The organism is Blastococcus litoris (assembly GCF_003075095.1).
GTDB classification, from domain to species: Bacteria; Actinomycetota; Actinomycetes; order Mycobacteriales; family Geodermatophilaceae; genus Blastococcus_B; species Blastococcus_B litoris.
The window spans coordinates 18,662-43,045 of the sequence record NZ_QCZF01000012.1; the positions used below are offsets into that span (position 1 = coordinate 18,662).

Below are 24,384 nucleotides of genomic sequence, written 5' to 3' on the forward strand. Positions count from 1 at the left end.
GGTGCGGGGCGTGGACGAACGCATCCGGGTGGTCATCGCCAAGCCGGGCCTCGACGGGCACGACCGCGGCGCCAAGATCGTGGCGCGGGCGCTGCGCGACGCCGGCATGGAGGTCGTCTACACCGGCCTGCACCAGACCCCCGAGCAGATCGTCGAGACCGTCGTCCAGGAGGACGCCGACGCCGTCGGCCTGTCCGTCCTCTCGGGGGCGCACATGACGCTGTTCGCCCGGCTCCGGGAGCTGATGGACGAGCGCGGCATCGACGACGTCGTCGTCTTCGGCGGCGGGATCATCCCGGACGAGGACATTCCCGAGCTCGAGCGGCTGGGCGTCGGGCGCATCTTCACGCCCGGCGCCACCACCACCGAGATCGTCGACTGGGTCCAGCGCAACGTCGGCGCGGCCGCCTAACCCACCACGGGGACGGTCAGCTGCTGGCCCCGTCCCGGCCCGGTGGTCAGCGTGACCGGCTGGGGGAGCGTGGACCCGCGGTAGGCGAGGTCGCCACCGGCGAGGACGACGGCGAGCCGGTGCCCGCGCTCGAACCGGTGCACGATCCCCGGCAGCTCGATGGTGACCGGCTTCGTGACGTCGGCGACGCGGACCGGCGAGATCAGCCGGTTCGGCAGCTCGATCGCGCCGTCCGGGCCGATGTCGTAGACCTTCGCGTGGACGACGAGCTGGCCGGCCGGGCCACCCGCCTGGGTCGCCGCCACCGTCGGTGCGTCGAGCCGCACGGTCAGCCGCGGCGAGCCCACGACGTCCATAGCCCGGGTCAGCGGCGCGGTCGCGAAGCGGATCGCCGTCCCGGGCGGATCGGTCACCGGCCCGCTCTGGTCGAGCGCCGAGGTCTCGGTGTAGTTCGGCCCGACCGGCGCCACCCCGCTGTAGGCGCTCAGGCCCGGGACGACCTGCGTCGGGGAGGTGACCAGGGCGCCGTCCCGGCCGCCGGCGCTGGAACCGGACAGGTGGAAGGTCCGCTCGGTGCCGACCGGGTAGGACGGCGCGACGGCGTAGGACCGGGTGATGTCGCCGGTCGCCTCGTAGACCCAGTCGCGGTAGTAGGCGAAGCCCTGGGGCGGCTTGGGCCCGCGGTCACGGACGTAGTGGTCGAACCACGCCAGCGCCGCCTTGCCCTGCAGCGACTGCGCGGGGTGGCGCATGTCCAGCTCACCCGGCTTGGGGGTGGAGCTGCTGTGCCCCCACGATTGCCAGACGAGCGAGACCGGCGTCCCCTGCCGCCGGAGCGCGGTGTAGGTGGCCACGGACTCCTGGAGGTTGAACAGGGTGTCGGCCTGCCCCTGCCCGATGAGCGTCGGCACCCGCACGTCGCGCATGTAGCTGGCCACCGAGTTCGAGCGCAGGTAGTCGACCGACGCCTGGGTCGGGTAGCCGATCGTGGCGACCTCGGCGAGCGCCCGGCAGACCTCGGGCTCGAAGTTCGCGCAGTTCTCCGCCTGCGAGGCCTGCTGGAAGAAGGCGGTGAACGCCTCGGGGTCGGCGAGCGCCTGCAGGTCCTGCGCGCCGTTGATGACGCCGACGGTCGTGAACAGGGCCGCCCACTGGTACTTGAAGACGCCGCTGTTCCCCGAGCTCACCGAGCCGCTGCGCGCGGTGCCCTGCGGCAACCCGCTGTTGTCCGGTGCGAGGGAGTAGGAGAGGTCGTTCCAGGTGATCAGCGGGATGATCGCGTCGACCCGCGGGGTGCCGGCGGCCTTCTCGAAGCCCGCGGTCGCGAACTGGATCTGCCCGCCGTAGGAGCCACCGGTCATGCCGACCTGGGGGTCGTACCGCACGCCCGTCCTCGCGTCCTCGCGGACCACCTGGTCGATCCGCACCGGCTGCCCGGTGGCGTCGTCGACGGCGCTGATCGCGGGGTCCCCGCCGAGGAACCGGACCAGCTGGCCGGCCGCGTTCCCGTCGTGCTCGCGGTCGTCGAGGGTGATGGGGCAGTTGTCGCCGTCGACGAAGCCGAGGCCCGTGTAGGAGAGCGTCACGTAGCCCTGCTCGCCGAAGCCCTGCGCGAGGTCGGCCTGGTCGTCCTTGGTGCCCCCGAAGCCGTTGGTCGCCAGCAGCGCCGGGGCGGGGCGGGCCTTGCTGACCCCGGCCGGGACGTAGAGGTCGGCGTCGATCCGGCACGTCCGGTTCTCCGGCCCGAGACCCGTCACGGTGATCGTCAGGTCCCGCGGGGTGATCTCGGACGCGGACGCCGGTGGCGCGAGCGCGGCCATGCCCCCGGCGGTCAGCATGGTGGTGACCAGGACGGTCGTTGCTCGGCGCACGGGGACTCCTCGTCGTCGAGGTGCGTCGGTCAGGGCACGTGCAGGCGGAACTCCGGCCCGTTGGGGTGACGCATCCTGTGATGCGCCCCACCCGGCCCGCACCCCTACAACGCCCGGAGGCGCGAGGAGGTTACGGGCGGGCTACGGTGCCTGTTCGTGGATCTCTTCGAGTACCAGGCCCGTGACCTGTTGGCCTCGCACGGTGTCCCCGTGCTCCCCGGCGGCGTCGCCGACACCCCCGAGCAGGCGGAGGCGATCGCCCGCGAGATCGGGCAGACCGTCGTCGTCAAGGCGCAGGTGAAGGTGGGCGGCCGCGGCAAGGCCGGTGGCGTCAAGCTCGCCGACAACCCCGAGGACGCCAAGGCGCGCGCCCAGGACATCCTCGGGCTGGACATCAAGGGGCACATCACGCACCGCGTGATGGTGGCCCAGGCCAGCGACATCGCCGAGGAGTACTACTTCTCCTACCTGCTCGACCGCTCCAACCGCACCTTCCTGGCCATGGCCTCGAAGGAGGGCGGCATGGAGATCGAGCAGCTCGCGGTCGAGCGGCCCGAGGCCCTGGCCCGGATCCCCGTCGATGCGTCGAAGGGCGTCGACGAGGCCACGGCGGCCGAGATCGTCGACGCGGCGAACTTCCCGGCCGAGGTGCGCGACCAGGTGATCGCGATCGCCGTCCAGCTGTGGGACGTGTTCTCCAAGGAGGACGCCACGCTGGTCGAGGTCAACCCGCTGGCCAAGGCGCCCGACGGCACCGTGCTCGCGCTCGACGCGAAGGTGACCCTCGACGAGAACGCGTCCTTCCGCCAGGAGGGCCACGCCGCGCTCGAGGACACCGCCGCGGCCGACCCGCTCGAGGCGCGCGCCAAGGAGAAGGACCTCAACTACGTCAAGCTCGAGGGCGAGGTCGGGATCATCGGCAACGGTGCCGGCCTGGTCATGAGCACCCTCGACGTCGTGGCCTACGCCGGTGAGGAGTTCGGCGGCGTCAAGCCGGCCAACTTCCTCGACATCGGTGGCGGTGCCTCCGCGGAGGTCATGGCCAACGGCCTGGAGATCATCCTCTCCGACCCCGCCGTCAAGAGCGTCTTCGTCAACGTCTTCGGTGGCATCACCGCCTGCGACGCGGTGGCGAACGGCATCGTCAGCGCCCTGGGCATCCTCGGCGACGAGGCGACCAAGCCGCTCGTCGTCCGCCTGGACGGCAACAACGTCGACGAGGGCCGCCGCATCCTCGCCGAGGCCAACCACCCGCTGGTGACCGTGGTCGACACGATGGACGGCGCCGCGCGCCGGGCCGCCGAACTCGCCGCCTGATCGCCGCCCCCACTCCGGACAGGACACCAGAATGTCGATCTTCCTCAACGAGAACAGCAAGGTCATCGTCCAGGGCATGACCGGCTCCGAGGGCAGCAAGCACACCCAGCGCATGCTGGCCTCGGGCACCGCGATCGTCGGTGGCGTGAACCCGCGCAAGGCCGGCACGAGCGTCGACTTCGACGGCGCCAGCGTCCCGGTGTTCGGCGGCGTGGCGGAGGCGATGAAGGAGACCGGCGCCGACGTCAGCGTCATCTTCGTGCCCCCGCCGTTCGCCAAGGCCGCCGTCATCGAGGCCGTGGACGCGGGCATCGGGCTCGCCGTCGTCATCACCGAGGGCATCCCGGTGCACGACTCGACCTACTTCTGGGCGCACGCCCAGGGCAGCTCCACCCGCATCATCGGCCCGAACTGCCCGGGTCTGATCAGCCCCGGGCGCTCGAACGCCGGCATCATCCCGGCCAACATCACCAAGCAGGGCAGGATCGGCCTGGTCTCGAAGTCGGGCACGCTGACCTACCAGATGATGTACGAGCTCCGGGACATCGGTTTCTCCACCGCCGTCGGCATCGGCGGTGACCCGGTCATCGGCACCACGCACATCGACTGCCTCCAGGCGTTCCAGGACGACCCGGAGACCGAGGCCATCGTGATGATCGGCGAGATCGGCGGCGACGCCGAGGAGCGCGCCGCCGACTTCGTGAAGGCCAACGTCACGAAGCCGGTGGTCGGCTACGTCGCCGGCTTCACCGCGCCCGAGGGCAAGACCATGGGCCACGCCGGCGCGATCGTCTCCGGTTCGGCCGGCACCGCGCAGGCCAAGAAGGAGGCCCTCGAGGCCGCCGGTGTGCGCGTCGGGAAGACCCCGTCGGAGACCGCCCGCCTCATGCGGGAGATCGTCGGCGGCTGACGCCGCTCGCGCCGCTGCCCGGTGTCCCCAGACGGGGGACACCGGGCAGCGGCGTCTCCGGGGTCCTGCGAAGATCACGTTCGGACGACGACACGCGAGGCGCCGTTGCCCGGCCGCCGCGCGGCGGCCACGATGCGCCTCGCCCATCCCCACTGCGAGGAGCGCCCGACATGACCTCCAGCCAGCCGCCCCAGCCGCCCTCGGGCGAGCAGCCGGGGCCCGGGCACCCGCAGCAGCCCCCGCCGCCGGCGCAGCCGCCGTACGGGCAGCAGCCCCCGCAGGGCTACGGGAGCCCGCAGGGTCCGGGTCACCAGCCCCCGCCGGGCTACCAGCCGCCACCCGCCCAGCAGCCCCCACCGGGCTACGGCCAGCCGCCCCCGCCCGGCTACGGGCAGCCGCCCGGCTACGGCCCGCCTCCGGGTTACGGCCCGCCGCCCGGCTACGGGCCGCCGCAGGGCTACCAGCCCGGCTACGGCCAGCCGGGGTGGGGCCCGCCCCCCGGGTACCCGCCGGTCCGGCCCGCGGGCAGCGGCTTCTCCTTCGATCTGAAGCGGCTTCGGGTCGCCGACTACGTCATCGCCGCCGGGACGGTCCTCTACTTCGTCTGGGCGCTGTTCCCGTGGGAGACCTTCGGGGACGACTTCTTCAGCTTCAGCCGCAGCGGCTTCGACTTCAGCAACGTGACGTCGGCGTTCGTCCTGCTCGTCCTCGCCACGGCGTGGGCGCTGCTCCCGGCCTTCGTCGACCTGAAGCTCGGCTTCCCGCGGTCGTGGGTCACCGTCGCGCTCACGGCGCTGGCCTGGCTGCTCACCCTGTTCGCCTGGCTGGAGAGCATGGACACCGGGTTCACCGTGTGGCCCCTGCTCGGCTTCCTGACCTCGACCGCGGTGCTGGTGATCGCCGGGCTGTCCCTGATCCCCGAGATCCGCAACCGGCCGTCCCTGCCGAGCGGGCTGGCCGGTGCCGCCCAGTGGGCCAACCAGCCCGCCCCGGACTTCGGCCAGCGCCCGGGCGGCCCGCAGCAGGCCTACGGCCAGCAGGGACCGGGCCAGCACGGGCTCGGGCAGCAGGGGCACGGGCAGCAGGGGCACGGCCCGGGCTACGGGCAGCCCGGCCAGCAGTACGGGCAGCCGGCCCAGCCCTACTCGTCGGCCCCACCGCCGCCGCCTCCGCAGTCGGCCCCGGCCCCGCCTCCGGCGCCGCCGTCCGAGGGCGGCTCGACCGCGTCCGGTGAGGGCTCGGGCACTCCCGGTTCCGGCGAGCGGCCTCCCGCCTGATCGACGCGCCGGGACCGCCCGATATCGGGTCCGGTCCCGGCGCGTGCGGCCGCGTCGGCCCCCTCCTCTTGCGAGAGTGGGGACGTGGTCTCCCTGCTCGCGCGCCTGCCCCGGACCGGCCGTGCGGGCTCCGTACCGGTCGTCGCGCTGGCCGGCGCCGCGGCTCTGGCCGTCAGCGCCGCCGCCCTGGCAGGTCTCGCCCTCGCGCTGGTCGTCGTCCAGACCCTCGACCCGAGCGGCGGCCGGTCCGTCGGTGACTCGGTCGTGCTGGCCGGCCGGCTGTTGCTCCTCGCCCAGGGCGGGGAGCTCGGCCTCGACTCCGGCCCGCTGGTGCTCGCGCCGCTGCTGCTCACGCTCGGCCTCGCGTGGGGGCTGTCCCAGGCCGGCCGCGGGATCGCCCGCGTGCGACCGCCGTCGTCCGGAGCCGATGCGGCCCGGGCGGTGGGCACGGTCGTCGCCGTCCACGTGCTCCTCACCGTCGTCCTGGCTCTGGTCGTGGACGCGCCCGGCGCGCGGGTCGGGCTGCTCCGGACGGTGGCCGGTGCCGCCGTGCTGGCACTCGTGGCCACGGGCTGGGGCGTCGCGCGCGAGTCGGGCTCCCTCGACGCGGTGCTCGACCGCGGCTCCACCCGCGCGGTGCTGCGCGGGGTCGTGGCCGGGCTGCTGACGGCGCTCGCGCTGTGCACCGGTGTCGTGGCGGTCGCCCTGGTCTCCGACGCCGGCGGCTACGCGGCGCTGTCGGGCTCGCTGGGCGGCGCCGGCGCGGGTGCGGTCGGGCTCGCCGGGCTGGCCCTGCTCCTGCTGCCCAACGCGGCGGGAGCCGTGCTCGGGCTCGCCGCCGGGCCCGGCTTCCACGTCGGCTCCGGCACCTTCGTCTCGGTGCACGGTGTGACCCTCGACGCCGTCCCCGCCCTGCCGATGCTCGCCGCCCTGCCCGACACCCAGGCCGTCCCGCTGATCGCGTTCGTCTCCCAGGCGATCCCGGCGCTGGCCGGGCTGGTCGCCGGTACGGCGGTGGGCCGCTGGCTCGGCGACGAGCACGGTGGCTCGGTCGTGGCCGGGCTGAACGGTGTCCTGACCGGGGTGCTGCTCGGGGTGGCCGGCGGGGTGCTGGTCTGGATCGCGGGGGGATCCCTCGGCGACGGCGCCCTCGCCGAGGTGGGCGCCCCCCCGGTGGCCACGGGTATCGCGATCGCCGCCCAGAGCGGTATCGCGGCGGCGGTCGCCGCAGCCGTCGCCCGCTGGCGGGCCCACGGCTGACGGCGCCGACGGTCGCGCCCGGGCCCGCGGCTAGGGTTCCGTGCGTGCCCGCCACCGAGCCCGTCGAGCGGGCCCGTGTCGCCGTCCTGCTGTCCGGCACCGGCTCCCTGTGCGCCGCGCTGCTCGCCGCGGCCGACGACCCCGCCTACCCCGCGACGGTCGTGGTCGTGGGCGCCGACCGGGAGGCGGCCGGCCTGGAGCACGCCCGCCGGCGCGGTATCCCGACGTTCGTCCGCGCGCTGGGCGACCACCCCGACCGGGCCGCGTGGGACCGCGCGCTGGCCGCCGAGCTGGCCGCGCACCGGCCGGACCTCGTGGTGTCGGCCGGGTTCATGAAGCTGGTCGGTCCGGCGGTGCTGGACGCCTTCGGCGGACGGCTCGTCAACACCCACCCCGCGCTGCTGCCGGCCTTCCCCGGCGCGCACGCCGTGCGCGACGCGCTGGCCGCCGGGGCGACGGTGACCGGCGCGACCGTGCACGTCGTCGACGCCGGTCTCGACACGGGTCCCGTCCTCGCCCAGCGCGAGGTCGCCGTCCGGCCGGACGACGACGAGGACCAGTTGCACGAACGGATCAAGGAAGTGGAGCGAGAGCTCCTGGTGGAGACGGTGGCGCAGCTCGTCACCGCCGAGCTGACGAGGAAGAGCGACCGATGACCGACCGCACCCCGATCCGCCGTGCCCTGCTCGGCGTCTACGACAAGACCGGTGTGGAGGAGCTGGCCGCCGGACTGGCCGCCGCCGGCGTGGAACTGGTCAGCACCGGCGCGACCGCGCGCCGCATCGCCGAGGCGGGCATCCCCGTCACCCCGGTCGAGCAGGTCACCGGCTTCCCCGAGTGCCTCGACGGCCGGGTCAAGACCCTGCACCCGGCGGTGCACGCGGGCATCCTGGCCGACCGCCGCAAGCCCGAGCACGTGGCGCAGCTCGACGAGCTCGGCATCGCGCCCTTCGACCTGGTGGTCGTGAACCTCTACCCGTTCACCGAGACCGTCGCCTCCGGTGCCAGCGCCGACGAGTGCGTCGAGCAGATCGACATCGGCGGCCCCGCGATGGTGCGGGCGGCGGCGAAGAACCACCCGTCGGTCGCCGTCGTGGTCGACCCCGCCCGCTACGCAGACGTCCTGGCGGCCGTCGGCGCCGGCGGCTTCACGCTGGCCGAGCGGCAGAAGCTGGCCGCGGCCGCGTTCCGGCACACGGCCTCCTACGACATCGCCGTCGCGTCGTGGCTGGGCAACGTCGTCGCACCGGACGACGACAGCGGCTTCCCCGCCTGGGTGGGCGCGAGCTGGGAGCGGGCCGACGTCCTCCGCTACGGCGAGAACCCGCACCAGGGGGCGGCGCTCTACCGCGGCTGGCAGCCCGGGCTGGCGCACGCCGAGCAGCTGCACGGCAAGCAGATGTCCTACAACAACTACATCGACACCGACGCCGCCTGGCGGGCCGCGCACGACCACGACGACCCCTGCGTCGCGATCATCAAGCACGCCAACCCGTGCGGGATCGCCGTCGGCACCGACATCGCCTCGGCGCACCGCAAGGCGCACGCCTGCGACCCCGTGTCGGCCTTCGGCGGGGTGATCGCCGCCAACCGCGAGATCGACCTGACCATGGCCGAGCAGGTCGCGGAGGTGTTCACCGAGGTGGTCGTGGCGCCGTCGTTCACCGACGACGCGGTGCGCGTGCTGACCGGCAAGAAGAACATCCGGCTGCTGCGGCTCCCGCACCTGCCCGCGCCCGGCGCCGAGATGCGCCCGATCGGCGGGGGCCTGCTGCTCCAGGTGAAGGACCGGCTCGACGCCCCCGGTGACGACCCCACCACCTGGACGCTGGCGACCGGCGAGCCGCTCGACGCGGCCGGCCTCGACGACCTGGTGTTCGCCTGGCGCTCGGTCCGCGCGGTCAAGAGCAACGCGATCCTGCTCGCGCACGACCGGGCCACCGTCGGGGTGGGCATGGGCCAGGTCAACCGGGTCGACGCCGCGCGGCTGGCGGTGTCGCGCGCAGGGGAGCGGGTCGTGGGCTCCGTCGCCGCGTCCGATGCGTTCTTCCCGTTCGCCGACGGGCTGCAGGTGCTCCTGGAGGCAGGCGTCCGCGCCGTCGTCCAGCCCGGAGGGTCGGTGCGTGACGACGAGGTGGTCGCCGCGGCGGCCGCCGCCGGCGTGCCGCTGTACCTGACCGGCACGCGCCACTTCGCGCACTGATGCGCCACTCGTCCCGTCCCCACCTCGGCCCGCCCGAGGCGGGGGCCGAGGTCGAGGGCGAGGACTTCGCCCGGGTCGACTGGTGGGGCACGGAGCTGGAGGGCGTCACCTTCACCCGGTGCCGTTTCGACGACGCCGGCCTCGAGGAGCTGGTCACCCGGCGGTGCGTGTTCGACCAGTGCGTCCTCACCGGGGTCCGCCTGGGCGGCTCGCGGCACCTCGGCTCGGCGTTCCTGTCCTGCCGGTTCGACCGCGCCCGGCTCATCGACGTCACGTGGGAGGGCTGCAAGCTGACCGGCTCCCAGTTCCCCGGCGCCCACCTGCGGCCGATGACGGCGACCGAGTGCGACTGGAGCTACGTCTCGCTGCGGGGCGCCGACCTCGCCGAGCTCGACCTCTCGCGCCAGCGCTTCCGGGACGCCGACCTCACCGACGCCGACCTGCGCGGCACCGACCTGACCAACGCGGACCTGGACCGGGTGCGGCTGCAGGGCGCCAAGCTCCGCGGGGCGAACCTGTCCGGGGCATCGACGGACGAGGTCAACTGGCGGGCGTTCGAGCTGACCGGCGTCCGGCTCGACCTCGCGCAGGCCGTGCAGTTCGCCCGCGCGCACGGCGCCGTCGTCGGCAGCTAGCGCGCCACCTTCGGGCGCGTGAGCAGCGCCTTCACGCTGCCGAGCAGGCCGAGGACGGCGACGGCGATGCCGAGCCAGAAGCCGGGGCCGAAGAAACCGAGGTCCCAGTCCGCGTCCTGCAGCGGCACCAGCACGGCGGCGATGACCGCTCCGGTGACCAGCAGGCCGAGCAGCCCCAGGAAGCGGTGGCCGCGCATGGGCAGCCACATCAGGATGCCGAGCACGAAGAGGACGCCCCCGCCCAGCACGATCGCCAGCGGTTGCCACAACCCGGTGTCGAAGATGCCGCCCAGGTCGTCGAACCCGGCCCGGACCAGGGTCCAGCCCGAGACGTCGTCGCCCTCGAGCCAGTCCAGCAGCAGGCTGACCGCCGCAGCGATGCCGGCGAGGATCAGCAGCAGCCCACCGAGGCTCTCCGGCCCGCGGATCGCGACTGGCCTCGCGGAGTAGTCCGGCGCCGTGGAACCGGTGTCCGGCCCCTGCGCGGGCGGGTAGGCGGTCGCCCCGGTGGGCTGCACGGGCTCGCGCTCGGTCATCGGCGTACCTCCGGCGGTCGGCAGAGCGGGCGGGCGTGCCGAGCGTAGGACCGCGCCGTCGTCCGTGGGGGCTTCCGGCAGACTGTGCGACGTGCCCGCGACGATCCTGGACGGCAAGGCGACGGCGGCAGCCATCCGCGAGGAGCTCACCGAGCGGGTGGCGGCGCTGGCCGCGGCCGGGCACCGGCCCGGGCTGGGCACCCTGCTCGTCGGCGACGACCCGGGCAGCCGCTGGTACGTGAACGCGAAGCACTCCGACTGCGCGCAGGTCGGCATCGCCAGCATCCAGCGCGAGCTGCCCGCGACGGCCACCGAGGCCGACGTCCTGGGCGTCGTCGACGAGCTCAACGCCGACCCGCGGTGCACCGGGTACATCGTGCAGCTGCCCCTGCCGGCCGGGATCGAGGAGAGCCGGGTGCTCGAGGCGATGGACCCGGGCAAGGACGCCGACGGCCTGCACCCGGTGAACCTCGGCCGGCTCGTCCTCAACGTGCCCGGGCCCCTCCCGTGCACGCCGGTCGGCATCGTCGAGCTGCTCCGCCGGTACGACGTCCCGATCGCCGGCGCGGAGGTCGTCGTCGTCGGGCGCGGGATCACCGTCGGCCGGCCGCTCGGGTTGCTGCTCACCCGGCGCACGGAGAACGCCACCGTGACCCTGTGCCACACCGGCACCCGCGACCTGGTCGCGCACGTCCGGTCGGCCGACGTGGTGGTGGCCGCGGCCGGCGTCCCCGGGCTGATCGGCACGGACATGGTCAAGCCGGGTGCCGCCGTCCTCGACGTCGGCGTGAGCCGGGTCGACGGGAAGATCGCCGGCGACGTCGCCCCTGACGTCCTCGAGGTGGCCGGTCACGTGGCGCCGAACCCGGGCGGGGTGGGGCCGATGACGCGGGCGATGCTGCTGCAGAACGTCGTCCTCGCCGCCGAGCAGGCCGCGGCGCTCGAGGCGCTGTCGGCCTGAGCATGACGCGTCCGCCCCTCTACGTCCGCCGGCCCTTCCTGGCCGGGCTCCTGCGCCAGCTGCCGCTGCTCGCCGTGCTCGTGACCGTGGGCGTGGGGCTGCTGGTCGTGACCTTCGGCCACTGGCGCCGGGGCCTGGTCGTCATGGGCGTGACCCTGGTGGCCGCCGCGCTGCTCCGGCTCCTCCTGCCGGTGCGGCGGGTGGGCTTCCTCGCCGTCCGCAGCCGGCCGGTGGACGTCGTCCTGATGGCGGGGGCCGGGGTGGCCCTGACCGTGATCGCCCTGATGATCCCGTCGGTGTAGCCCTCCCGCGCCCCGCCCGCGCGGGGCGGCGCGCACGGCGATAGGTTCCTGGCCATGGCAGAGAAGTCCAGGAACGGCAAGGTCACCGTCGTCGGTGCCGGTTTCTACGGCTCCACCACTGCACTGCGTCTCGCGGAGTACGACATCTTCGAGACCGTCGTCCTCACCGACATCGTCGAGGGCAAGCCCGAGGGCATCGCGCTGGACATGAACCAGTCGCGGCCGATCGAGGGCTTCGAGACGAAGGTCGTCGGCGTCGGCGGGGGCTCCTACGAGGGCACCGAGGGCTCCGACGTCGTCGTCATCACCGCGGGCCTCCCGCGCAAGCCCGGCATGAGCCGGATGGACCTCATCGAGACCAACGCGAAGATCGTGCGCCAGGTCGCGGAGAACATCGCCTCGAGCTCGCCCGACGCCGTGATCATCGTCGTGTCGAACCCGCTCGACGAGATGACGGCGCTGGCGCAGCTGGCCACCCAGTTCCCGAAGAACCGGGTCATGGGGCAGGCCGGCATGCTCGACACGGCGCGCTTCAGCAACAACGTCGCTGAGGAGCTCGGCGTCCCGGTCTCCTCGGTGCAGACCCTGACGCTCGGGTCGCACGGCGACACCATGGTCCCGGTGCCCTCCCGCTGCACCGTCGACGGCAAGCCGCTCTCCGACGTGCTCGCGCAGGACCGCATCGACCACCTCGTGGACCGGACCCGGAACGGCGGCGCCGAGGTCGTGGCGCTGCTCAAGACCGGGTCGGCGTACTACGCGCCCTCGGCCGCGGCAGCCCGCATGGCCCGCGCGGTCATGGAGGACTCCGGCGCCGTGATGCCGGTGTGCGCCTGGGTCGACGGCGAGTACGGGATCAACGGCGTCTACCTGGGCGTCGAGGCCGAGATCGGGCGAGAAGGAGTGCGGAAGGTCGTCGAGGGCGACCTGTCCGACAGCGAGCTGGCCGGGCTGCGCGACGCGGCCGAGGCCGTGCGCGCCAAGCAGGCCGACGTGGCCGACCTCTGAGCGCATCGCTCAGAGCTGCAGAGAGGGACGTGCAAGTGGCAAAGATCAAGGTCGAGGGCACCGTCGTCGAGCTCGACGGCGACGAGATGACCCGGATCATCTGGCAGTTCATCAAGGACCAGCTGATCCTCCCGTACCTCGACGTCGACCTCGAGTACTACGACCTCGGCATCGAGAAGCGCGACGAGACCGACGACCAGATCACGGTCGACGCGGCGAAGGCGATCCAGAAGCACGGCGTCGGCGTCAAGTGCGCCACCATCACCCCCGACGAGGCGCGGGTCGAGGAGTTCGGCCTCAAGCGGATGTACCGGTCCCCGAACGGGACGATCCGCAACATCCTCGGCGGCGTCATCTTCCGCGAGCCGATCATCATGCAGAACGTGCCGCGGCTCGTGCCCGGCTGGACCAAGCCGATCGTCGTCGGCCGTCACGCCTTCGGTGACCAGTACCGCGCCACCGACTTCAGGTTCCCCGGCGAGGGCACGCTCACCATCAGCTTCCAGCCGGCCGACGGTTCCGCGCCGATCGAGCACGAGGTCTTCCAGTCGCCCGGTGGTGGCGTCGCGATGGCGATGTACAACCTCGACGACTCGATCCGCGACTTCGCGCGGGCCTCCATGAACTACGGCCTGCAGCGCGAGTACCCGGTCTACCTGTCGACCAAGAACACGATCCTCAAGGCCTACGACGGCCGCTTCAAGGACCTGTTCCAGGAGGTCTTCGAGGCCGAGTTCAAGGACAAGTTCGAGGCCGCCGGCATCACCTACGAGCACCGCCTGATCGACGACATGGTCGCGGCGTCGCTCAAGTGGGAGGGCGGCTACGTCTGGGCGTGCAAGAACTACGACGGCGACGTCCAGTCCGACACCGTCGCGCAGGGCTTCGGCTCGCTGGGTCTCATGACCTCCGTGCTGATGTCGCCCGACGGCCGCACCGTCGAGGCGGAGGCCGCGCACGGCACCGTCACCCGCCACTACCGCCAGCACCAGCAGGGCAAGGAGACGTCGACCAACCCGATCGCGTCGATCTTCGCCTGGACGCGGGGCCTCGCCCACCGCGGCAAGCTGGACGGCACTCCCGAGGTCACCCGGTTCGCCGAGACCCTCGAGCGCGTCTGCATCGAGACCGTCGAGAGCGGCCAGATGACCAAGGACCTGGCGCTGCTGATCTCCAAGGACAGCCCGTGGCTGACCACCCAGGACTTCCTGGCGGCCATCGACACCAACCTCCAGAAGGCCATGGCCTGACCCAGGTCATCGCCTCGCGGTGATCAACGCCCGTCAGGGGCCCTCTCGATCCGCTCGAGAGGGCCCCTGACGCGTTCTCGCCCGTGGATGGCCAGAAGGGCCGGAGCCGCCAGCGGGCAGGGTCGCGGGATGCCGATCGCCGCCCTGCGTCCCGAGCCGCTCCGCGGACGGGTGTTCCGAGGAACGACGGCGGTGCAGCAGGGGCTGCTGACCCGGAAGCAGTTGCGCAGCTCTGCCTGGCGCCGTCTGCGGCAGGATGTCCACGCCGATGCCGCGCTCGAGGTGACCCATCGACTGCTGGTCAGCGCGGTGGGGCTGGTCCTGCCGTACGGGGTGGGCTTCACCGGCCTCGGCGCGGCCGTGCTCCGAGGCGTGCCCGAGGTCGCCGGTCCCCGCGATCCCGTCGAGGTGGTCCTCCCCGGCGGGCAGCGGTGGCACCCCGGGGAGGGGCTCCTCGCGGCGGGCTCGACCGGCTCGACGCAGCGGGGTGGGAGGTCGTGCACGTGACGGTCGAGGACCTGCGCGACCCCCGCCGTCTGCTTGCCCGGGTGCGGGCCCTCCGGCCGGAGGGGCTGGCGATGATCAACGCCCGCTGAGCGCCCCCTCGTCGAGGTCGGAGAGGGCCACCGGTGGGCGTTGATCATCCCCTGTCACCGGGGCGGGCGGGTCAGCCGAAGAGCTGGGTCCACCAGGGGCCACCGCTGCCCTCGGCGACACCGACGCCGAGCCGGGTCAGGCTGCAGTTGAGGATGTTCGCGCGGTGACCGGGGCTGTTCATCCACGAGTCCATCACCTCGGCGGGCGACCGCTGACCCCAGGCGATGTTCTCGGCCCGCGCGCTGAGCCCGGCACGCTCGGCCCGGTCGAACGGGTCGAGGCCGTCGAGGTTGACGTGGTCGAAGAAGCCGCGGTCGCGCATGTCCGCGCTGTGCGCACGGGCGACGTTCGCCAGCCCCGCGTCGGCGGAGAGGGCGCCGCAGCCGGCGGCTGCCCGCTCGGCGTTCACGAGCGCGAGCACCTGGCCCTCGGTGGTGCCGTCGGACGGCGCAGGAGCAGCCGCCGGGGCGGGCGCGGGCGCGGGCGCGGGCTTCGGGGCGGGTGCCGGTGCCGGCTCGGGGGCGGGCGCCGGAGCGGGCTCCGGGACGACCGGCGCGGCCGTCGCCGGGTCGGGCACCACCGGTGCCGTCCCGCCCGGGAGCGAGCCGGTGGCGGAGGGCTCCGCGGTCACGTCGTCGGCGGTGGACGACCGCGGCGACGGGGCGGCGGCGGTCTCATCGGTGGCCGAGGAGTACGTCGCCGCGGAGGTGAGCCCGGCGAAGGTCTCCGACGACAGGGGCCCGCCGTCCTGCCCCAGGACGACGGGGGAGGAGGGGCTCGGCGTGGCCACCACCGGCATCGCGAGCACCAACGCGGTCACCACGGTGCTCAGGCAGACGCTCAGCGCGAGGCGTCCGCCCCGGTGGCCGAGGGCGCGGCGGACGGCCGGGAACCAGGAGGAGCCGGCGGAGGAGTGGTGCACGTCTTGAACCTCACGGAGTTGCTTGATCACGTTTCGTTACCGAGCCGAGACTAACGGTGCGCGCAAGGTCACCGATAGTGCCCGAGGGATTCGTCACGTCCGGAGCGCGACGGCACCCCGCTGAGGGAGCCCGGCGGTGCCGACCGCGACCGGGCGGGTCCGGAGCAGGCACCATGGGGGCGCCCCACGTCCCGACCCCCCTGAGGAGCACGCCGCCGGTGAGCGACGTCTGGCTCAACATCGTCATGGTCGTCGTCTTCGTCCTGATCGGCGGTGCCTTCTCCGGCGCGGAGATCGCCCTGGTCTCCCTGCGCGAGTCGCAGGTCCGCGCGATGGCGGAGACCGGCCGCCGCGGGCAGTCGGTGCAGAAGCTGCTCAGCGACCCCAACCGGTTCCTGGCCGCCGTGCAGGTCGGCGTCACCTTCGCCGGCTTCTTCTCCGCGGCGTTCGGCGCCAGCACGCTGTCCGAGCCCTTCGCCGGGTGGCTGCAGGAGCGGGGCGTCTCCGAGGGGGTCTCGGGCACCCTCGCCCTGGTGCTGGTCACGATCGCGATCAGCTACCTGTCGCTGGTGGTGGGGGAGCTGACCCCCAAGCGGCTGGCCCTGCAGCGGGCCGAGGGCTTCTCGCTGCTGGTGGCGGCGCCGCTCAACGCCCTGGCCACGCTGTCGCGGCCGATCATCTGGCTGCTCTCGAAGTCGACCAACGTCCTCGTCCGGCTCCTCGGCGGTGATCCGAAGCAGAGCGGCGAGGCGATCAGCCAGGAGGAGCTCCGCGACCTGGTGGCCGCCCACGAGTCCCTGAGCAGCGACGAGCGCCGGCTGATCGACGAGGTCTTCCGCGCCGGCGAGCGCGAGGTCCGCGAGGTCATGACGCCGCGCACCGAGGTCGGGTTCCTGGACGCCGGCACCACGGCCAGCCGCGCGGCCAAGCAGGTCGGCGACTCCAACTGGTCCCGTTTCCCGGTGGCCGGCCGCGACGAGGACGACGTCGTCGGCTTCGTGCACGTGCGCGACCTGTTCCTGCCCAACCACCCCGCCGGGCGCGCGGCCACCGTCGGCGACCTGGCCCGCGAGGTGAAGCGGCTGCCCGGCACCGCCGGCGTCCTCACCGCCCTCAGCGAGATGCGGCGGGAGAACCACCACCTCGCCATCGTCGTCGACGAGTACGGCGGCACCGACGGGATCGTCACCCTCGAGGACCTCATCGAGGAGGTCATCGGCGAGATCTACGACGAGTACGACGAGGAGGCGGCACCGGAGGACAGGCAGCCCGACGGCGGCCCGCGCGAGGTGGACGGCCTGCTGAACCTCGACGACTTCGCCGAGGTGACCGGTCTCCAGCTGCCCGACGGGCCGTACGAGACGGTCGCCGGCTACGTGCTCGCCGAGCTCGGCCGGCTGCCCGAGGTGGGCGACGCGGTCGAGGTCGAGGGCCGCAGCCTGTCGGTCGTCGAGCTCGACGGACGGCGGATCGCGCGCCTCCTGGTCGGCCCGCCGCCCGCCCCGGCGGACGACGAGGCCTCGACGGAGGAGCCCGCGGGTGCCTAGCGCGCTCGCGCCACGTCCCAGGCGTCGCGGACGATCCCGGCCAGGTCGGTGTGCCGAGGCGCCCAGCCGAGCTCGGCGCGGATGAGGTCGCTGGAGGCGACCAGCTGGGCGGGATCGCCGGCCCGCCGCTCGCCGACGACGACCGGCACCGGGTGGCCGGTGACCTCGCGGGCCGCGTCCACCACCTGCTGCACGGAGAAGCCGGTGCCGTTGCCCAGGTTGTAGATGCGGTGCTCGCCCGCGGCCGGCGCGGGCAGGGCGAGCAGGTGGGCGTCGGCGAGGTCCTCGACGTGCACGTAGTCGCGGATGCAGGTGCCGTCGGGCGTCGGGTAGTCGTCGCCGTAGACGGTGAGGGTCTCCCGCTCGCCCGCCGCCACCTGCAGCGCGATGGGGATCAGGTGCGTCTCCACCGCGTGCCGCTCGCCCAGGCCGTGCGCGGCGCCGGCCACGTTGAAGTAGCGGAGGCTGACCGCGGCGAACCCGTGCGCCACGGCGTACGAGGTCAGCATGTGGTCGACGGCGAGCTTCGAGGCGCCGTAGGTGTTGGTCGGCCGCGTCGGGGCGTCCTCGCGGATCGGCACGGACTCGGGCTCCCCGTAGGTCGCGGCCGTCGAGGAGAAGACGATCCGGCGGCAGTGATGAGCGCGCATCGCCTCGAGCAGCGCCAGCGAGCCGCCCACGTTCGTGTCCCAGTACTCGTGCGGGCGCTGCTGCGAGACGCCGACCAGCGACTTGGCCGCGAAGTGCAGCACCGCCTCGGGGCGGACGTCGGCCAGCACCGGCGCGGACTCGTGGAGGGAGACGGCCGCCAAGGTGGCGCCGGACGGGACGGCGTCGGCGTGGCCGGTCGACAGGTCGTCGAGGACCGTGACCTCGTGCCCGTCGGCCAGCAGGGCAGCCGTCACTACGCTGCCGATGTAGCCGGCTCCACCGGCGACGAGTACGCGCATGGCGGCCACCCTAGGAGGACCGCCGGGGAGAGGTGGTCCAGCAGTGGTCGAGCCGCGTCCGGTCGTGCAGGGGCTGCCCGCGTACAAGCCGGGGCGCAACCCCGCTGACCTGGCCCGCGAGATCGGCGTCGAGCGCGCCGTGAAGCTGGCCAGCAACGAGGTCGCGTTCCCGCCGCTGCCCGCGGTGGTGCAGGCGATCGCGCAGGTGGCGGGGGAGACCAACCGCTACCCCGACAACGGCGCCGTCGTCCTCACCCGGGCGCTGGCCGACCGCTACGACGTCGACCCCGCGCAGGTGGCGACCGGCTGCGGCGCGGTCACCCTGTGCCAGGAGCTGGCCCAGGCCTACTGCGAGCCCGGGACGAGCATCGCCTTCGCCTGGCGCTCGTTCGAGATGTACCCGCTGCTCGCCCGGGTCGCCGGGGCCCGCGCGATCCAGGTGCCGCTGGTCCCCGGCCGCCCCGGCGGCCCGGCCGACACCCACGACCTCGACGGGCTGCTCGCCGCGATCGACGACAGCACGCGCCTGGTCTTCGTCTGCAACCCCAACAACCCCACCGGGACGGCGGTCCGCCGGGCGGAGCTCGAGCGGTTCCTGGACGCCGTCCCCGCGAGCACCCTCGTCGTCCTGGACGAGGCGTACCGCGAGTTCGTCACCGACCCCGACGTCCCGGACGGCATCGAGCTCATGCGCGGGCGGCCGAACGTCGCCGTCCTGCGGACGTTCTCCAAGGCGTGGGGCCTGGCGGGGCTGCGCGTGGGCTACCTCGTCGCCGAGGACCCCGCGGTCGCCGAGGCGGTGCGCAAGACCCACGTCCCCTTCAGCGTCTCGATGCTCGCGCAGGCGGCCGCCGTCGCGGCGCTGTCGAGCGAGGACGAGGTGCGGGCGCGCTGCGCCGCCGTCACCGCCGAGCGCGAACGGCTCACCGGGGCCCTGCGCGAACGCGGCTTCGACGTCTCCGACAGCCAGGCCAACTTCGTCTGGCTGCCGCTCGGGGAGGAGTCGGCCGGCCTGGCCGCGGGGCTGGAGTCGCGCGCCGTCATCACCCGGCCGTTCGCCGGCGACGGCATCCGGGTGACCGTCGGCGCCCCCGAGGAGGACGACGTGTTCCTGGCCGCGCTCGACGAGGTCAGGGCCGCGAGCACGGTCGCCTAGCGCCACCGGAACGGGGGAGGCCGGAACGCGGAGCCCGCGCGGCTGGTTTGATGGCCGACGTGCCTCTTCCCCGTGTGCTCTCGGGCATCCAGCCGACGGCTGGGTCGTTCCACCTCGGCAACTACCTCGGTGCGCTGCGCCAGTGGGTCGCGCTGCAGGACTCCGCGGAAGCCTTCTACTGCGTCGTCGACCTGCACGCGATCACGCTCCCGCAGGACCCCGCCGAGCTCCGACGGAACACCCTGACCTCGGCCGCGCAGCTGCTGGCGCTGGGCGTCGACCCCGGTCGCAGCACGCTGTTCGTGCAGAGCCACGTCCCCGAGCACGTCCAGCTGTCGTGGGTGCTCGAGTGCCTCACCGGCTTCGGCGAGGCCAGCCGGATGACGCAGTTCAAGGACAAGAGCCAGCGCGAGGGCACCGCCGGCGCCTCGGTCGGGCTGTTCACCTACCCCGTCCTGCAGGCCGCCGACATCCTCGTCTACCAGGCCGACCAGGTGCCCGTGGGCGAGGACCAGCGCCAGCACCTCGAGCTGACCCGCGACCTCGCGACCCGGTTCAACAGCCGGTACGGGCCCACGCTCACGGTCCCGGTGGCTCAGATCCCGCCGGGTGCGGCGAAGATCCTCGACCTGCAGTCGCCGGACAAGAAGATGAGCAAGAGCCTGCCCCCGGCCGGGTGCGTGTTCCTGCTCGACGAGCCGGCCGTGACGGCGAAGAAGATCCGCTCGGCCGTCACCGACACCGGGCGCGAGGTGGTGGCCGACGCCGAGACCAAGCCCGGCGTGACCAACCTCCTGACGATCCACAGCGCGCTGTCGGGGACGACCGTGGCCGAGCTGGAGGACCACTTCGCCGGCCGCGGCTACGGGGACCTGAAGAAGGAGCTGGCCGAGGTCGTCACCGACTTCGTCACGCCCGTCCGGACGCGCACCCAGGAGCTGCTGGACGACCCGGCCGAGCTGGAGCGCATCCTCGCCGCCGGCGCCGACCGGGCGCGCGAGGTCGCCGGGGCCACGGTCGCGGCGGTCTACGACCGCACCGGTTTCCTCCCGCCGGCCGGGGCGCGGCGATGAACGACGACACCTTCGTCCCGCGCGGCAGCGCGCGGGACGAGAACACCGTGCTCGGCATCGTCGTCCCCGTCCCGGAGCCGTGGGCCCAGCTGCTGGTCGACTGGCGCGCCAAGGTGGGCGACCCGCAGGCCAGCCTCGTGCCGCCGCACGTCACGCTCCTCCCGCCGACCGAGGTCCCGGTCGCCGACCGGACGACGATCAGCGCCCACCTGGCCGAGGTGGCCCGCTGCCACCCGCCCTTCGACATGCACCTGTCCGGGACCGGCACCTTCCGGCCCGTGTCGGACGTCGTCTTCGTCGCCGTGGCGCGGGGGATCGGCAACTGCGAGCTGCTGTCCGACGACGTGCGCCGCGGTCCGCTCGCCCGCTCGCTGTCGTTCCCGTACCACCCGCACGTGACCGTGGCCCACGACGTCCCGGAGGACATGCTCGAGCTGGCCTACACGGGGCTGGCCGACCTCTCCGCCGAGTTCCGGGTCACCGCGTTCACCGAGTTCGAGCAGACGCCGACCGGTGCCTGGACCGTCGCCAGGGAGTACGCCCTCACCGGGCCCACGCACTGACGAGGCCGCAGACTCGGGCGGTGAGTTCTCCCGCGGAGCAGCCCGCAGGCCGCGAGCCGTGGTGGAACCGGCTCTACGCGTGGTTCGAGGACCGCATCGCCGCCCTGCGCCGGCGCTACCGCTGGTTCGACCACCTGGCGCGCGCGGGCGGCCGCTACCAGCGGGTCCAGGGCGACCTCATGGCGGCCGGCGTCACCTACTTCGTGTTCCTCGGCCTCTTCCCGGTCCTGCTGCTCGTCGCGTCCGTCATCGGGCTGGTGCTGTCGGGCAACGAACTGCTGCAGTCCGAGCTCTTCGCCGCCATCGAGGACGCCTTCCCCGGTGCGGTCGGCCGGGAGCTGGTCCGCCAGCTGCAGAGCGCCATCTCCGGCGCCGGCGTGCTCGGGCTGATCGGCCTGGTCGGCTCGCTCTACGCCGGGCTGCGCGCGATGGACAAGCTCCGGGTCGGCATGGAGCGCATCTGGAAGGGGCACGTCGACGAGCCGGAGTTCCTCCGCGACAACGTCCAGGACCTGCTCGCGCTCGTCGCCCTCGGCGCGGTCGGCCTGGCCAGCCTCGGGCTGACCGGCGGCGTCACCCAGGCCACCTCCTGGGTGCTCGACCTGCTCGGGCTCGCCGACGAGCCGGGCTACGGCGTCCTCACCTGGGTCCTCGGCATCGCGTTGGCCGTGGCCGCCGACGTCGTCGTCTTCCTGTGGCTGCTGCGGGTGGTGCCATCGGTCAACCACCCGCTGCGGCTGCTGCTGCCCGGGGCGCTGTTCGGCGCCGCCGGCGTCGAGGCGCTGAAGCTGATCGGCGGCTACTACCTGTCGCTGATCTCCGACAGCCTGACCGCGTCGGCGTTCGGCGGTGCGGTGGGTCTGCTGGTCTGGATCAACCTGGTGGCCCGCTTCGCGTTCTTCACGGCCGCGTGGACGTCGACCCTCCGTCGGATCGAGGCGCGCGACCCCCGCCGGGAGGAGTCCCCGGTCCTCGCCTGAGGACCGGCACGACCCGCACGGCCCGCCGCCGTCCCACGAGCGTCGCCGTCACGATCGCCAGCGCGCCGGCGCCCAGGGCCAGCGGCACCCACGGCGCGGTACTCGCCGGGCTGGGAACGGGGTCGGCCTGCAGGACCGTTGCCGGGCGGGGTGTCCGCCGCGCGGCGGTCGTCGGCGCCGGGAGCGGGGGGAGCCGGCCGGAGTCGACCAGGGTGCCGACGGCGTCGGCGTCCCCGGGGACGGCGAAGCCCCAGTCGAGCAGCAGCGCCGCCTGGTCGGCCGCGCGCAGCGGCACGTTCTCGGTGTCCATGACGCTGACCACGAGACGGCGCCCGTTGCGCTCCGCGGCGGTGACGAAGGTGTGCCGTGCGGCGTCGGTGAAGCCGGTCTTCCCGCCGAGGTTGCCCGGGGTGCCGGCCAGCGGGTTCTGGTTCTGGATCTGGTAGCCCGGCGACCGGCCTTCCACGGGCGGGATGTCGGCGGTCGGGGTGGTGAGGATCGCCGCCGTGCGGGGGTCGGCGATGAGCCTCCGGAAGATGAGCGCGAGGTCGTAGGGGGACGACGACTGCCCGGCGACGTCGAGCCCGGACGGCGTCCCGGCGACCGTGTCGTACGCGCCGATGTCCTCGGCCGTCTCGTTCATGGCCGCGACGGTCACGTCGACCCCGCCGGCCGCGCGGGCCAGCGCGTTGGCCGCGTCGTTGCCCGACTGCAGGATCAGGCCCTGGAGCAGCAGGGAGACCGGGTAGCGCCCGCCCTGCACGAGGCCGACCCGGCTGCCTTCGATGTTCTCGTCCTCGACGGTGCCCTCGACGACCGCGGCCGGGTCCAGGAGCGGGGCCAGGGTCAGCAGCGTCAGCGTCTTGAGCGTGCTCGCCGGGTAGTAGCGGCCGTGCGGGTCCCGGGCGGCCAGGACCTCGCCCGTGCCCGCGTCGGCCACCAGCCAGCCGCCGGCCGCCAGGCCGTCGGGGAGCGGCGGTGCCCCCTCGGCGACCACCAGACCCCGCGTGTCGAGGTCCTCGCCGCCCACGGTGCGGCCGTCGGGAGCCGACCCCTGGGGTGGCCCGCCGACGTACGGCGCGGTGGGTGTCGGGGCGCCGGGATCGACGGTCGGCCGCGCGTCGTCGGCCGCCGCGGGGCCCGCCCCCGGCAGGGCGACCACAGCCGCGACCAGCGCGGCGACCGGCCACCGCGCCCCCCGTGGGCGTCGCTCCATGGACGGCACGGTAGGCGCTCGTGCCCCTCGAGGTGACCCCGCCCACCCCTGTCCGGCGGTTCGCAACGATCGCATCTCAGTCCTGGGCGGGGTGGTGGTGTCCGTGCCCGGCGCAGTTAGCGTTCCTCAGTCCTAAGCGATCGAGTCCGGCCTGCGGGCCGGGGCCGATGGATCCTGACCCCACCGGGACGCGCACCGACGAACACGCGCGTCCCTCCAGAGAGGAGATCGTCTTGCGCCGAGCGCGGATGACGAAGGCCGCAGCGCTGCTGCTGGCCGGCGGCCTGGCCCTGTCGGCCTGTGCCAGCGACGAGGACGGCGGCGACGCCGCCGGCGGCAGCAGCAGCGGCGGCGGCGGCAGCGAGGACCTCAAGATCGGCGTCGCGTACGACACCGGTGGCCGTGGCGACCGCTCGTTCAACGACTCGGCCATCGCCGGCGTCGAGGCCGCGATCGAGGAGCACGGTGGCGAGGTCCGCGACCTGTCCCCGAACTCCGACGCCTCGAACCGCGTGGAGCTGCTCACCCAGCTCGCCGACGAGGGTTACAACCCGGTCATCGCCGTCGGCTTCGCCTACGGCGACGTGATCGGCGACGTGGTGGAGCAGTACCCGGACACCACCTTCGCGATCATCGACTCCTCGGTCGAGGAGATCGGCGCCGACAACCTCACCGGCCTGCTGTTCGCCGAGGAGCAGGGCTCGTTCCTCGCCGGCGTCGCCGCCGCCCTGAAGACCGAGACCGACCACATCGGTTTCGTCGGTGGTGTCGAGACGCCGCTGATCGAGAAGTTCGAGGCGGGCTACGTCGCCGGCGCCAAGGCCGTCAACGACGCGATCACGGTCGACGTCTCCTACATCTCGCCGGCCGGTGACTTCTCCGGCTTCAACGACCCGGCGAAGGGCCAGATCGTGGCGCAGGGCATGTTCGACGGCGGGGCGGACATCGTCTACCACGCAGCCGGTGGCTCGGGTCTGGGTGTCTTCCAGGCCGCCGCCGCCTCGAACGGCCGCGCGATCGGCGTCGACTCCGACCAGTACCAGACCGTCGACGACCCGGCCCTCCAGGCCGTGATCATGACCTCGATGCTCAAGCGTGTCGACAACGCCGTCCAGGCGTTCATCGACAGCTTCGTCGAGGGCAACGTCGAGGGCGGCACGGACGTCGTCAACGACCTCGAGTCCGAGGGCGTCGGCCTGGCCACCACCGGTGGGTTCATCGACGACATCCAGGGTGACATCGACGAGTACCGCCAGCAGATCATCGACGGTGAGATCGAGGTCCCCACGACCCCGTGACACCGGGCGCGGGCCCGTTCCGGCGGGCCCGCGCCGCTGATCCACCCCCGACGGCGGGTCCGGGCGCACCGCACCTCCGGTGCGCAGCCCGGGCCCGCCGTCGCGGTCGGGGCGCACCGCACGCCCCGCACCGCCCCCGG

The 24,384-nt window shown here is 73.6% G+C and carries 24 protein-coding genes; 19 read left to right on the forward strand and 5 right to left on the reverse strand.

Annotation, left to right across the window (positions count from 1 at the left end):
• Positions 1-10 precede the first annotated feature (10 nt).
• Positions 11-412 (forward strand): coenzyme B12-dependent isobutyryl CoA mutase small subunit, encoded by a 402-nt coding sequence (locus DCS98_RS20350; RefSeq protein ID WP_116453278.1) that lies wholly within the window; start codon positions 11-13, stop codon positions 410-412.
• On the opposite strand, the gene DCS98_RS20355 is transcribed toward DCS98_RS20350, so the two are convergent.
• On the reverse strand, positions 409-2,283 hold the full coding sequence (locus tag DCS98_RS20355; RefSeq protein WP_206340367.1) for a CocE/NonD family hydrolase: 1,875 nt from the start codon (positions 2,281-2,283) through the stop codon (positions 409-411). The two genes, DCS98_RS20350 and DCS98_RS20355, sit on opposite strands and share 4 nt — an antisense overlap.
• A gap of 156 nt (positions 2,284-2,439) precedes the next feature.
• On the opposite strand from DCS98_RS20355, the gene sucC reads away from it, so the two are divergent.
• The 7 genes from sucC (at position 2,440) to DCS98_RS20390 (ending at position 9,885) form a co-directional block, all read left to right on the forward strand.
• Positions 2,440-3,600, forward strand: coding sequence for an ADP-forming succinate--CoA ligase subunit beta (gene sucC, locus DCS98_RS20360; protein ID WP_116453280.1), 1,161 nt, complete (start codon positions 2,440-2,442; stop codon positions 3,598-3,600).
• Positions 3,601-3,631: 31 nt separating this feature from the next.
• Positions 3,632-4,510 (forward strand): succinate--CoA ligase subunit alpha, encoded by an 879-nt coding sequence (sucD, locus tag DCS98_RS20365; RefSeq protein WP_116453282.1) that lies wholly within the window; start codon positions 3,632-3,634, stop codon positions 4,508-4,510.
• A gap of 170 nt (positions 4,511-4,680) precedes the next feature.
• Positions 4,681-5,787 carry a hypothetical protein gene (locus tag DCS98_RS23390; protein WP_206340368.1) on the forward strand — a complete coding sequence of 369 codons (1,107 nt, stop codon included), beginning with the start codon at positions 4,681-4,683 and terminating at the stop codon, positions 5,785-5,787.
• Between the two features lie 84 nt (positions 5,788-5,871).
• The gene (locus tag DCS98_RS20375; RefSeq protein ID WP_206340369.1) at positions 5,872-7,047 is read left to right on the forward strand and encodes a cell division protein PerM; all 1,176 of its coding nucleotides are present in this window, start codon (positions 5,872-5,874) and stop codon (positions 7,045-7,047) included.
• A gap of 44 nt (positions 7,048-7,091) precedes the next feature.
• Complete coding sequence (gene purN, locus DCS98_RS20380; RefSeq protein ID WP_206340370.1) at positions 7,092-7,703, forward strand: phosphoribosylglycinamide formyltransferase; 612 nt, start codon at positions 7,092-7,094, stop codon at positions 7,701-7,703.
• Positions 7,700-9,250, forward strand: a complete 1,551-nt coding sequence (gene purH / locus DCS98_RS20385; RefSeq protein ID WP_116453284.1) for a bifunctional phosphoribosylaminoimidazolecarboxamide formyltransferase/IMP cyclohydrolase — start codon at positions 7,700-7,702, stop codon at positions 9,248-9,250. Before purN ends, purH begins: the two co-directional genes overlap by 4 nt.
• Positions 9,250-9,885, forward strand: coding sequence for a pentapeptide repeat-containing protein (locus DCS98_RS20390; protein ID WP_116453286.1), 636 nt, complete (start codon positions 9,250-9,252; stop codon positions 9,883-9,885). Before purH ends, DCS98_RS20390 begins: the two co-directional genes overlap by 1 nt.
• On the opposite strand, the gene DCS98_RS20395 is transcribed toward DCS98_RS20390, so the two are convergent.
• The gene (locus DCS98_RS20395; RefSeq protein WP_241038510.1) at positions 9,882-10,421 is read right to left on the reverse strand and encodes a hypothetical protein; all 540 of its coding nucleotides are present in this window, start codon (positions 10,419-10,421) and stop codon (positions 9,882-9,884) included. The genes DCS98_RS20390 and DCS98_RS20395 overlap by 4 nt on opposite strands.
• A 91-nt stretch (positions 10,422-10,512) precedes the next feature.
• Between DCS98_RS20395 and DCS98_RS20400 the strand changes: the two genes are divergently transcribed.
• The 5 genes from DCS98_RS20400 to DCS98_RS20420 all read left to right on the forward strand — a co-directional run bounded on the left by DCS98_RS20400 (position 10,513) and on the right by DCS98_RS20420 (position 14,449).
• Entirely contained in the window at positions 10,513-11,382 is an 870-nt protein-coding gene (locus DCS98_RS20400) for a bifunctional methylenetetrahydrofolate dehydrogenase/methenyltetrahydrofolate cyclohydrolase (protein WP_116453288.1), read from the forward strand.
• Positions 11,383-11,384: 2 nt separating this feature from the next.
• Positions 11,385-11,684, forward strand: a complete 300-nt coding sequence (locus DCS98_RS20405) for a DUF3017 domain-containing protein (RefSeq protein ID WP_116453290.1) — start codon at positions 11,385-11,387, stop codon at positions 11,682-11,684.
• 54 nt (positions 11,685-11,738) lie between these two features.
• Positions 11,739-12,692, forward strand: coding sequence for a malate dehydrogenase (gene mdh / locus DCS98_RS20410; RefSeq protein WP_116453292.1), 954 nt, complete (start codon positions 11,739-11,741; stop codon positions 12,690-12,692).
• 35 nt (positions 12,693-12,727) lie between these two features.
• On the forward strand, positions 12,728-13,942 hold the full coding sequence (locus DCS98_RS20415; protein WP_116453294.1) for an NADP-dependent isocitrate dehydrogenase: 1,215 nt from the start codon (positions 12,728-12,730) through the stop codon (positions 13,940-13,942).
• Positions 13,943-14,071: 129 nt separating this feature from the next.
• Positions 14,072-14,449, forward strand: a complete 378-nt coding sequence (locus DCS98_RS20420) for a hypothetical protein (RefSeq protein ID WP_116453296.1) — start codon at positions 14,072-14,074, stop codon at positions 14,447-14,449.
• A 160-nt stretch (positions 14,450-14,609) separates the two neighbouring features.
• Here the strand turns inward: DCS98_RS20420 and DCS98_RS23745 are convergent, their stop codons facing one another.
• Positions 14,610-15,461: a CAP domain-containing protein gene (locus DCS98_RS23745; RefSeq protein ID WP_241038512.1), complete on the reverse strand. Its 852-nt coding sequence runs from the start codon at positions 15,459-15,461 to the stop codon at positions 14,610-14,612.
• A 218-nt stretch (positions 15,462-15,679) separates the two neighbouring features.
• Between DCS98_RS23745 and DCS98_RS20430 the strand changes: the two genes are divergently transcribed.
• Entirely contained in the window at positions 15,680-17,008 is a 1,329-nt protein-coding gene (locus DCS98_RS20430) for a hemolysin family protein (protein WP_116453298.1), read from the forward strand.
• Here DCS98_RS20430 and galE read toward each other — a convergent pair.
• Complete coding sequence (galE, locus tag DCS98_RS20435; protein ID WP_116453300.1) at positions 17,005-17,958, reverse strand: UDP-glucose 4-epimerase GalE; 954 nt, start codon at positions 17,956-17,958, stop codon at positions 17,005-17,007. The genes DCS98_RS20430 and galE overlap by 4 nt on opposite strands.
• A gap of 43 nt (positions 17,959-18,001) precedes the next feature.
• On the opposite strand from galE, the gene hisC reads away from it, so the two are divergent.
• From hisC to DCS98_RS20455, 4 genes are read left to right on the forward strand one after another with little or no spacing between them, the layout of a single operon-like run.
• A complete protein-coding gene (gene hisC / locus DCS98_RS20440) occupies positions 18,002-19,114 on the forward strand; it encodes a histidinol-phosphate transaminase (protein WP_241038513.1) in 1,113 nt (370 codons plus the stop codon).
• A 50-nt stretch (positions 19,115-19,164) separates the two neighbouring features.
• On the forward strand, positions 19,165-20,187 hold the full coding sequence (gene trpS, locus DCS98_RS20445) for a tryptophan--tRNA ligase (RefSeq protein WP_116453304.1): 1,023 nt from the start codon (positions 19,165-19,167) through the stop codon (positions 20,185-20,187).
• Positions 20,184-20,750 (forward strand): 2'-5' RNA ligase family protein, encoded by a 567-nt coding sequence (locus tag DCS98_RS20450; protein WP_116453306.1) that lies wholly within the window; start codon positions 20,184-20,186, stop codon positions 20,748-20,750. The genes trpS and DCS98_RS20450 overlap by 4 nt, the downstream gene beginning before the upstream one ends.
• Positions 20,751-20,770: 20 nt before the next feature.
• Positions 20,771-21,730, forward strand: coding sequence for a YihY/virulence factor BrkB family protein (locus DCS98_RS20455; RefSeq protein ID WP_241038515.1), 960 nt, complete (start codon positions 20,771-20,773; stop codon positions 21,728-21,730).
• Here DCS98_RS20455 and DCS98_RS20460 read toward each other — a convergent pair.
• A complete protein-coding gene (locus DCS98_RS20460; protein WP_116453309.1) occupies positions 21,651-22,946 on the reverse strand; it encodes a D-alanyl-D-alanine carboxypeptidase family protein in 1,296 nt (431 codons plus the stop codon). The genes DCS98_RS20455 and DCS98_RS20460 overlap by 80 nt on opposite strands.
• Before the next feature lie 248 nt (positions 22,947-23,194).
• Here DCS98_RS20460 and DCS98_RS20465 point away from each other — a divergent pair, with 248 nt between their 5' ends.
• Positions 23,195-24,244: a BMP family lipoprotein gene (locus DCS98_RS20465; RefSeq protein WP_116453311.1), complete on the forward strand. Its 1,050-nt coding sequence runs from the start codon at positions 23,195-23,197 to the stop codon at positions 24,242-24,244.
• The last annotated feature ends 140 nt before the right edge of the window (positions 24,245-24,384 follow it).

What these genes read in the sequence shown, in the direction of transcription:
- DCS98_RS20390 (WP_116453286.1), top strand. Translation starts at nt 9,250, where the DNA reads ATGCGCCACTCGTCCCGTCCCCACCTCGGCCCGCCCGAGGCGGGGGCC.
- DCS98_RS20395 (WP_241038510.1), bottom strand. Translation starts at nt 10,421, where the DNA reads ATGACCGAGCGCGAGCCCGTGCAGCCCACCGGGGCGACCGCCTACCCG.
- galE (WP_116453300.1), bottom strand. Translation starts at nt 17,958, where the DNA reads ATGCGCGTACTCGTCGCCGGTGGAGCCGGCTACATCGGCAGCGTAGTG.
- DCS98_RS20450 (WP_116453306.1), top strand. Translation starts at nt 20,184, where the DNA reads ATGAACGACGACACCTTCGTCCCGCGCGGCAGCGCGCGGGACGAGAAC.
- DCS98_RS20405 (WP_116453290.1), top strand. Translation starts at nt 11,385, where the DNA reads ATGACGCGTCCGCCCCTCTACGTCCGCCGGCCCTTCCTGGCCGGGCTC.
- purH (WP_116453284.1), top strand. Translation starts at nt 7,700, where the DNA reads ATGACCGACCGCACCCCGATCCGCCGTGCCCTGCTCGGCGTCTACGAC.
- sucD (WP_116453282.1), top strand. Translation starts at nt 3,632, where the DNA reads ATGTCGATCTTCCTCAACGAGAACAGCAAGGTCATCGTCCAGGGCATG.
- DCS98_RS23390 (WP_206340368.1), top strand. Translation starts at nt 4,681, where the DNA reads ATGACCTCCAGCCAGCCGCCCCAGCCGCCCTCGGGCGAGCAGCCGGGG.
- mdh (WP_116453292.1), top strand. Translation starts at nt 11,739, where the DNA reads ATGGCAGAGAAGTCCAGGAACGGCAAGGTCACCGTCGTCGGTGCCGGT.
- trpS (WP_116453304.1), top strand. Translation starts at nt 19,165, where the DNA reads ATGGCCGACGTGCCTCTTCCCCGTGTGCTCTCGGGCATCCAGCCGACG.
- DCS98_RS20420 (WP_116453296.1), top strand. Translation starts at nt 14,072, where the DNA reads ATGCCGATCGCCGCCCTGCGTCCCGAGCCGCTCCGCGGACGGGTGTTC.
- DCS98_RS20465 (WP_116453311.1), top strand. Translation starts at nt 23,195, where the DNA reads ATGACGAAGGCCGCAGCGCTGCTGCTGGCCGGCGGCCTGGCCCTGTCG.
- DCS98_RS20460 (WP_116453309.1), bottom strand. Translation starts at nt 22,946, where the DNA reads ATGGAGCGACGCCCACGGGGGGCGCGGTGGCCGGTCGCCGCGCTGGTC.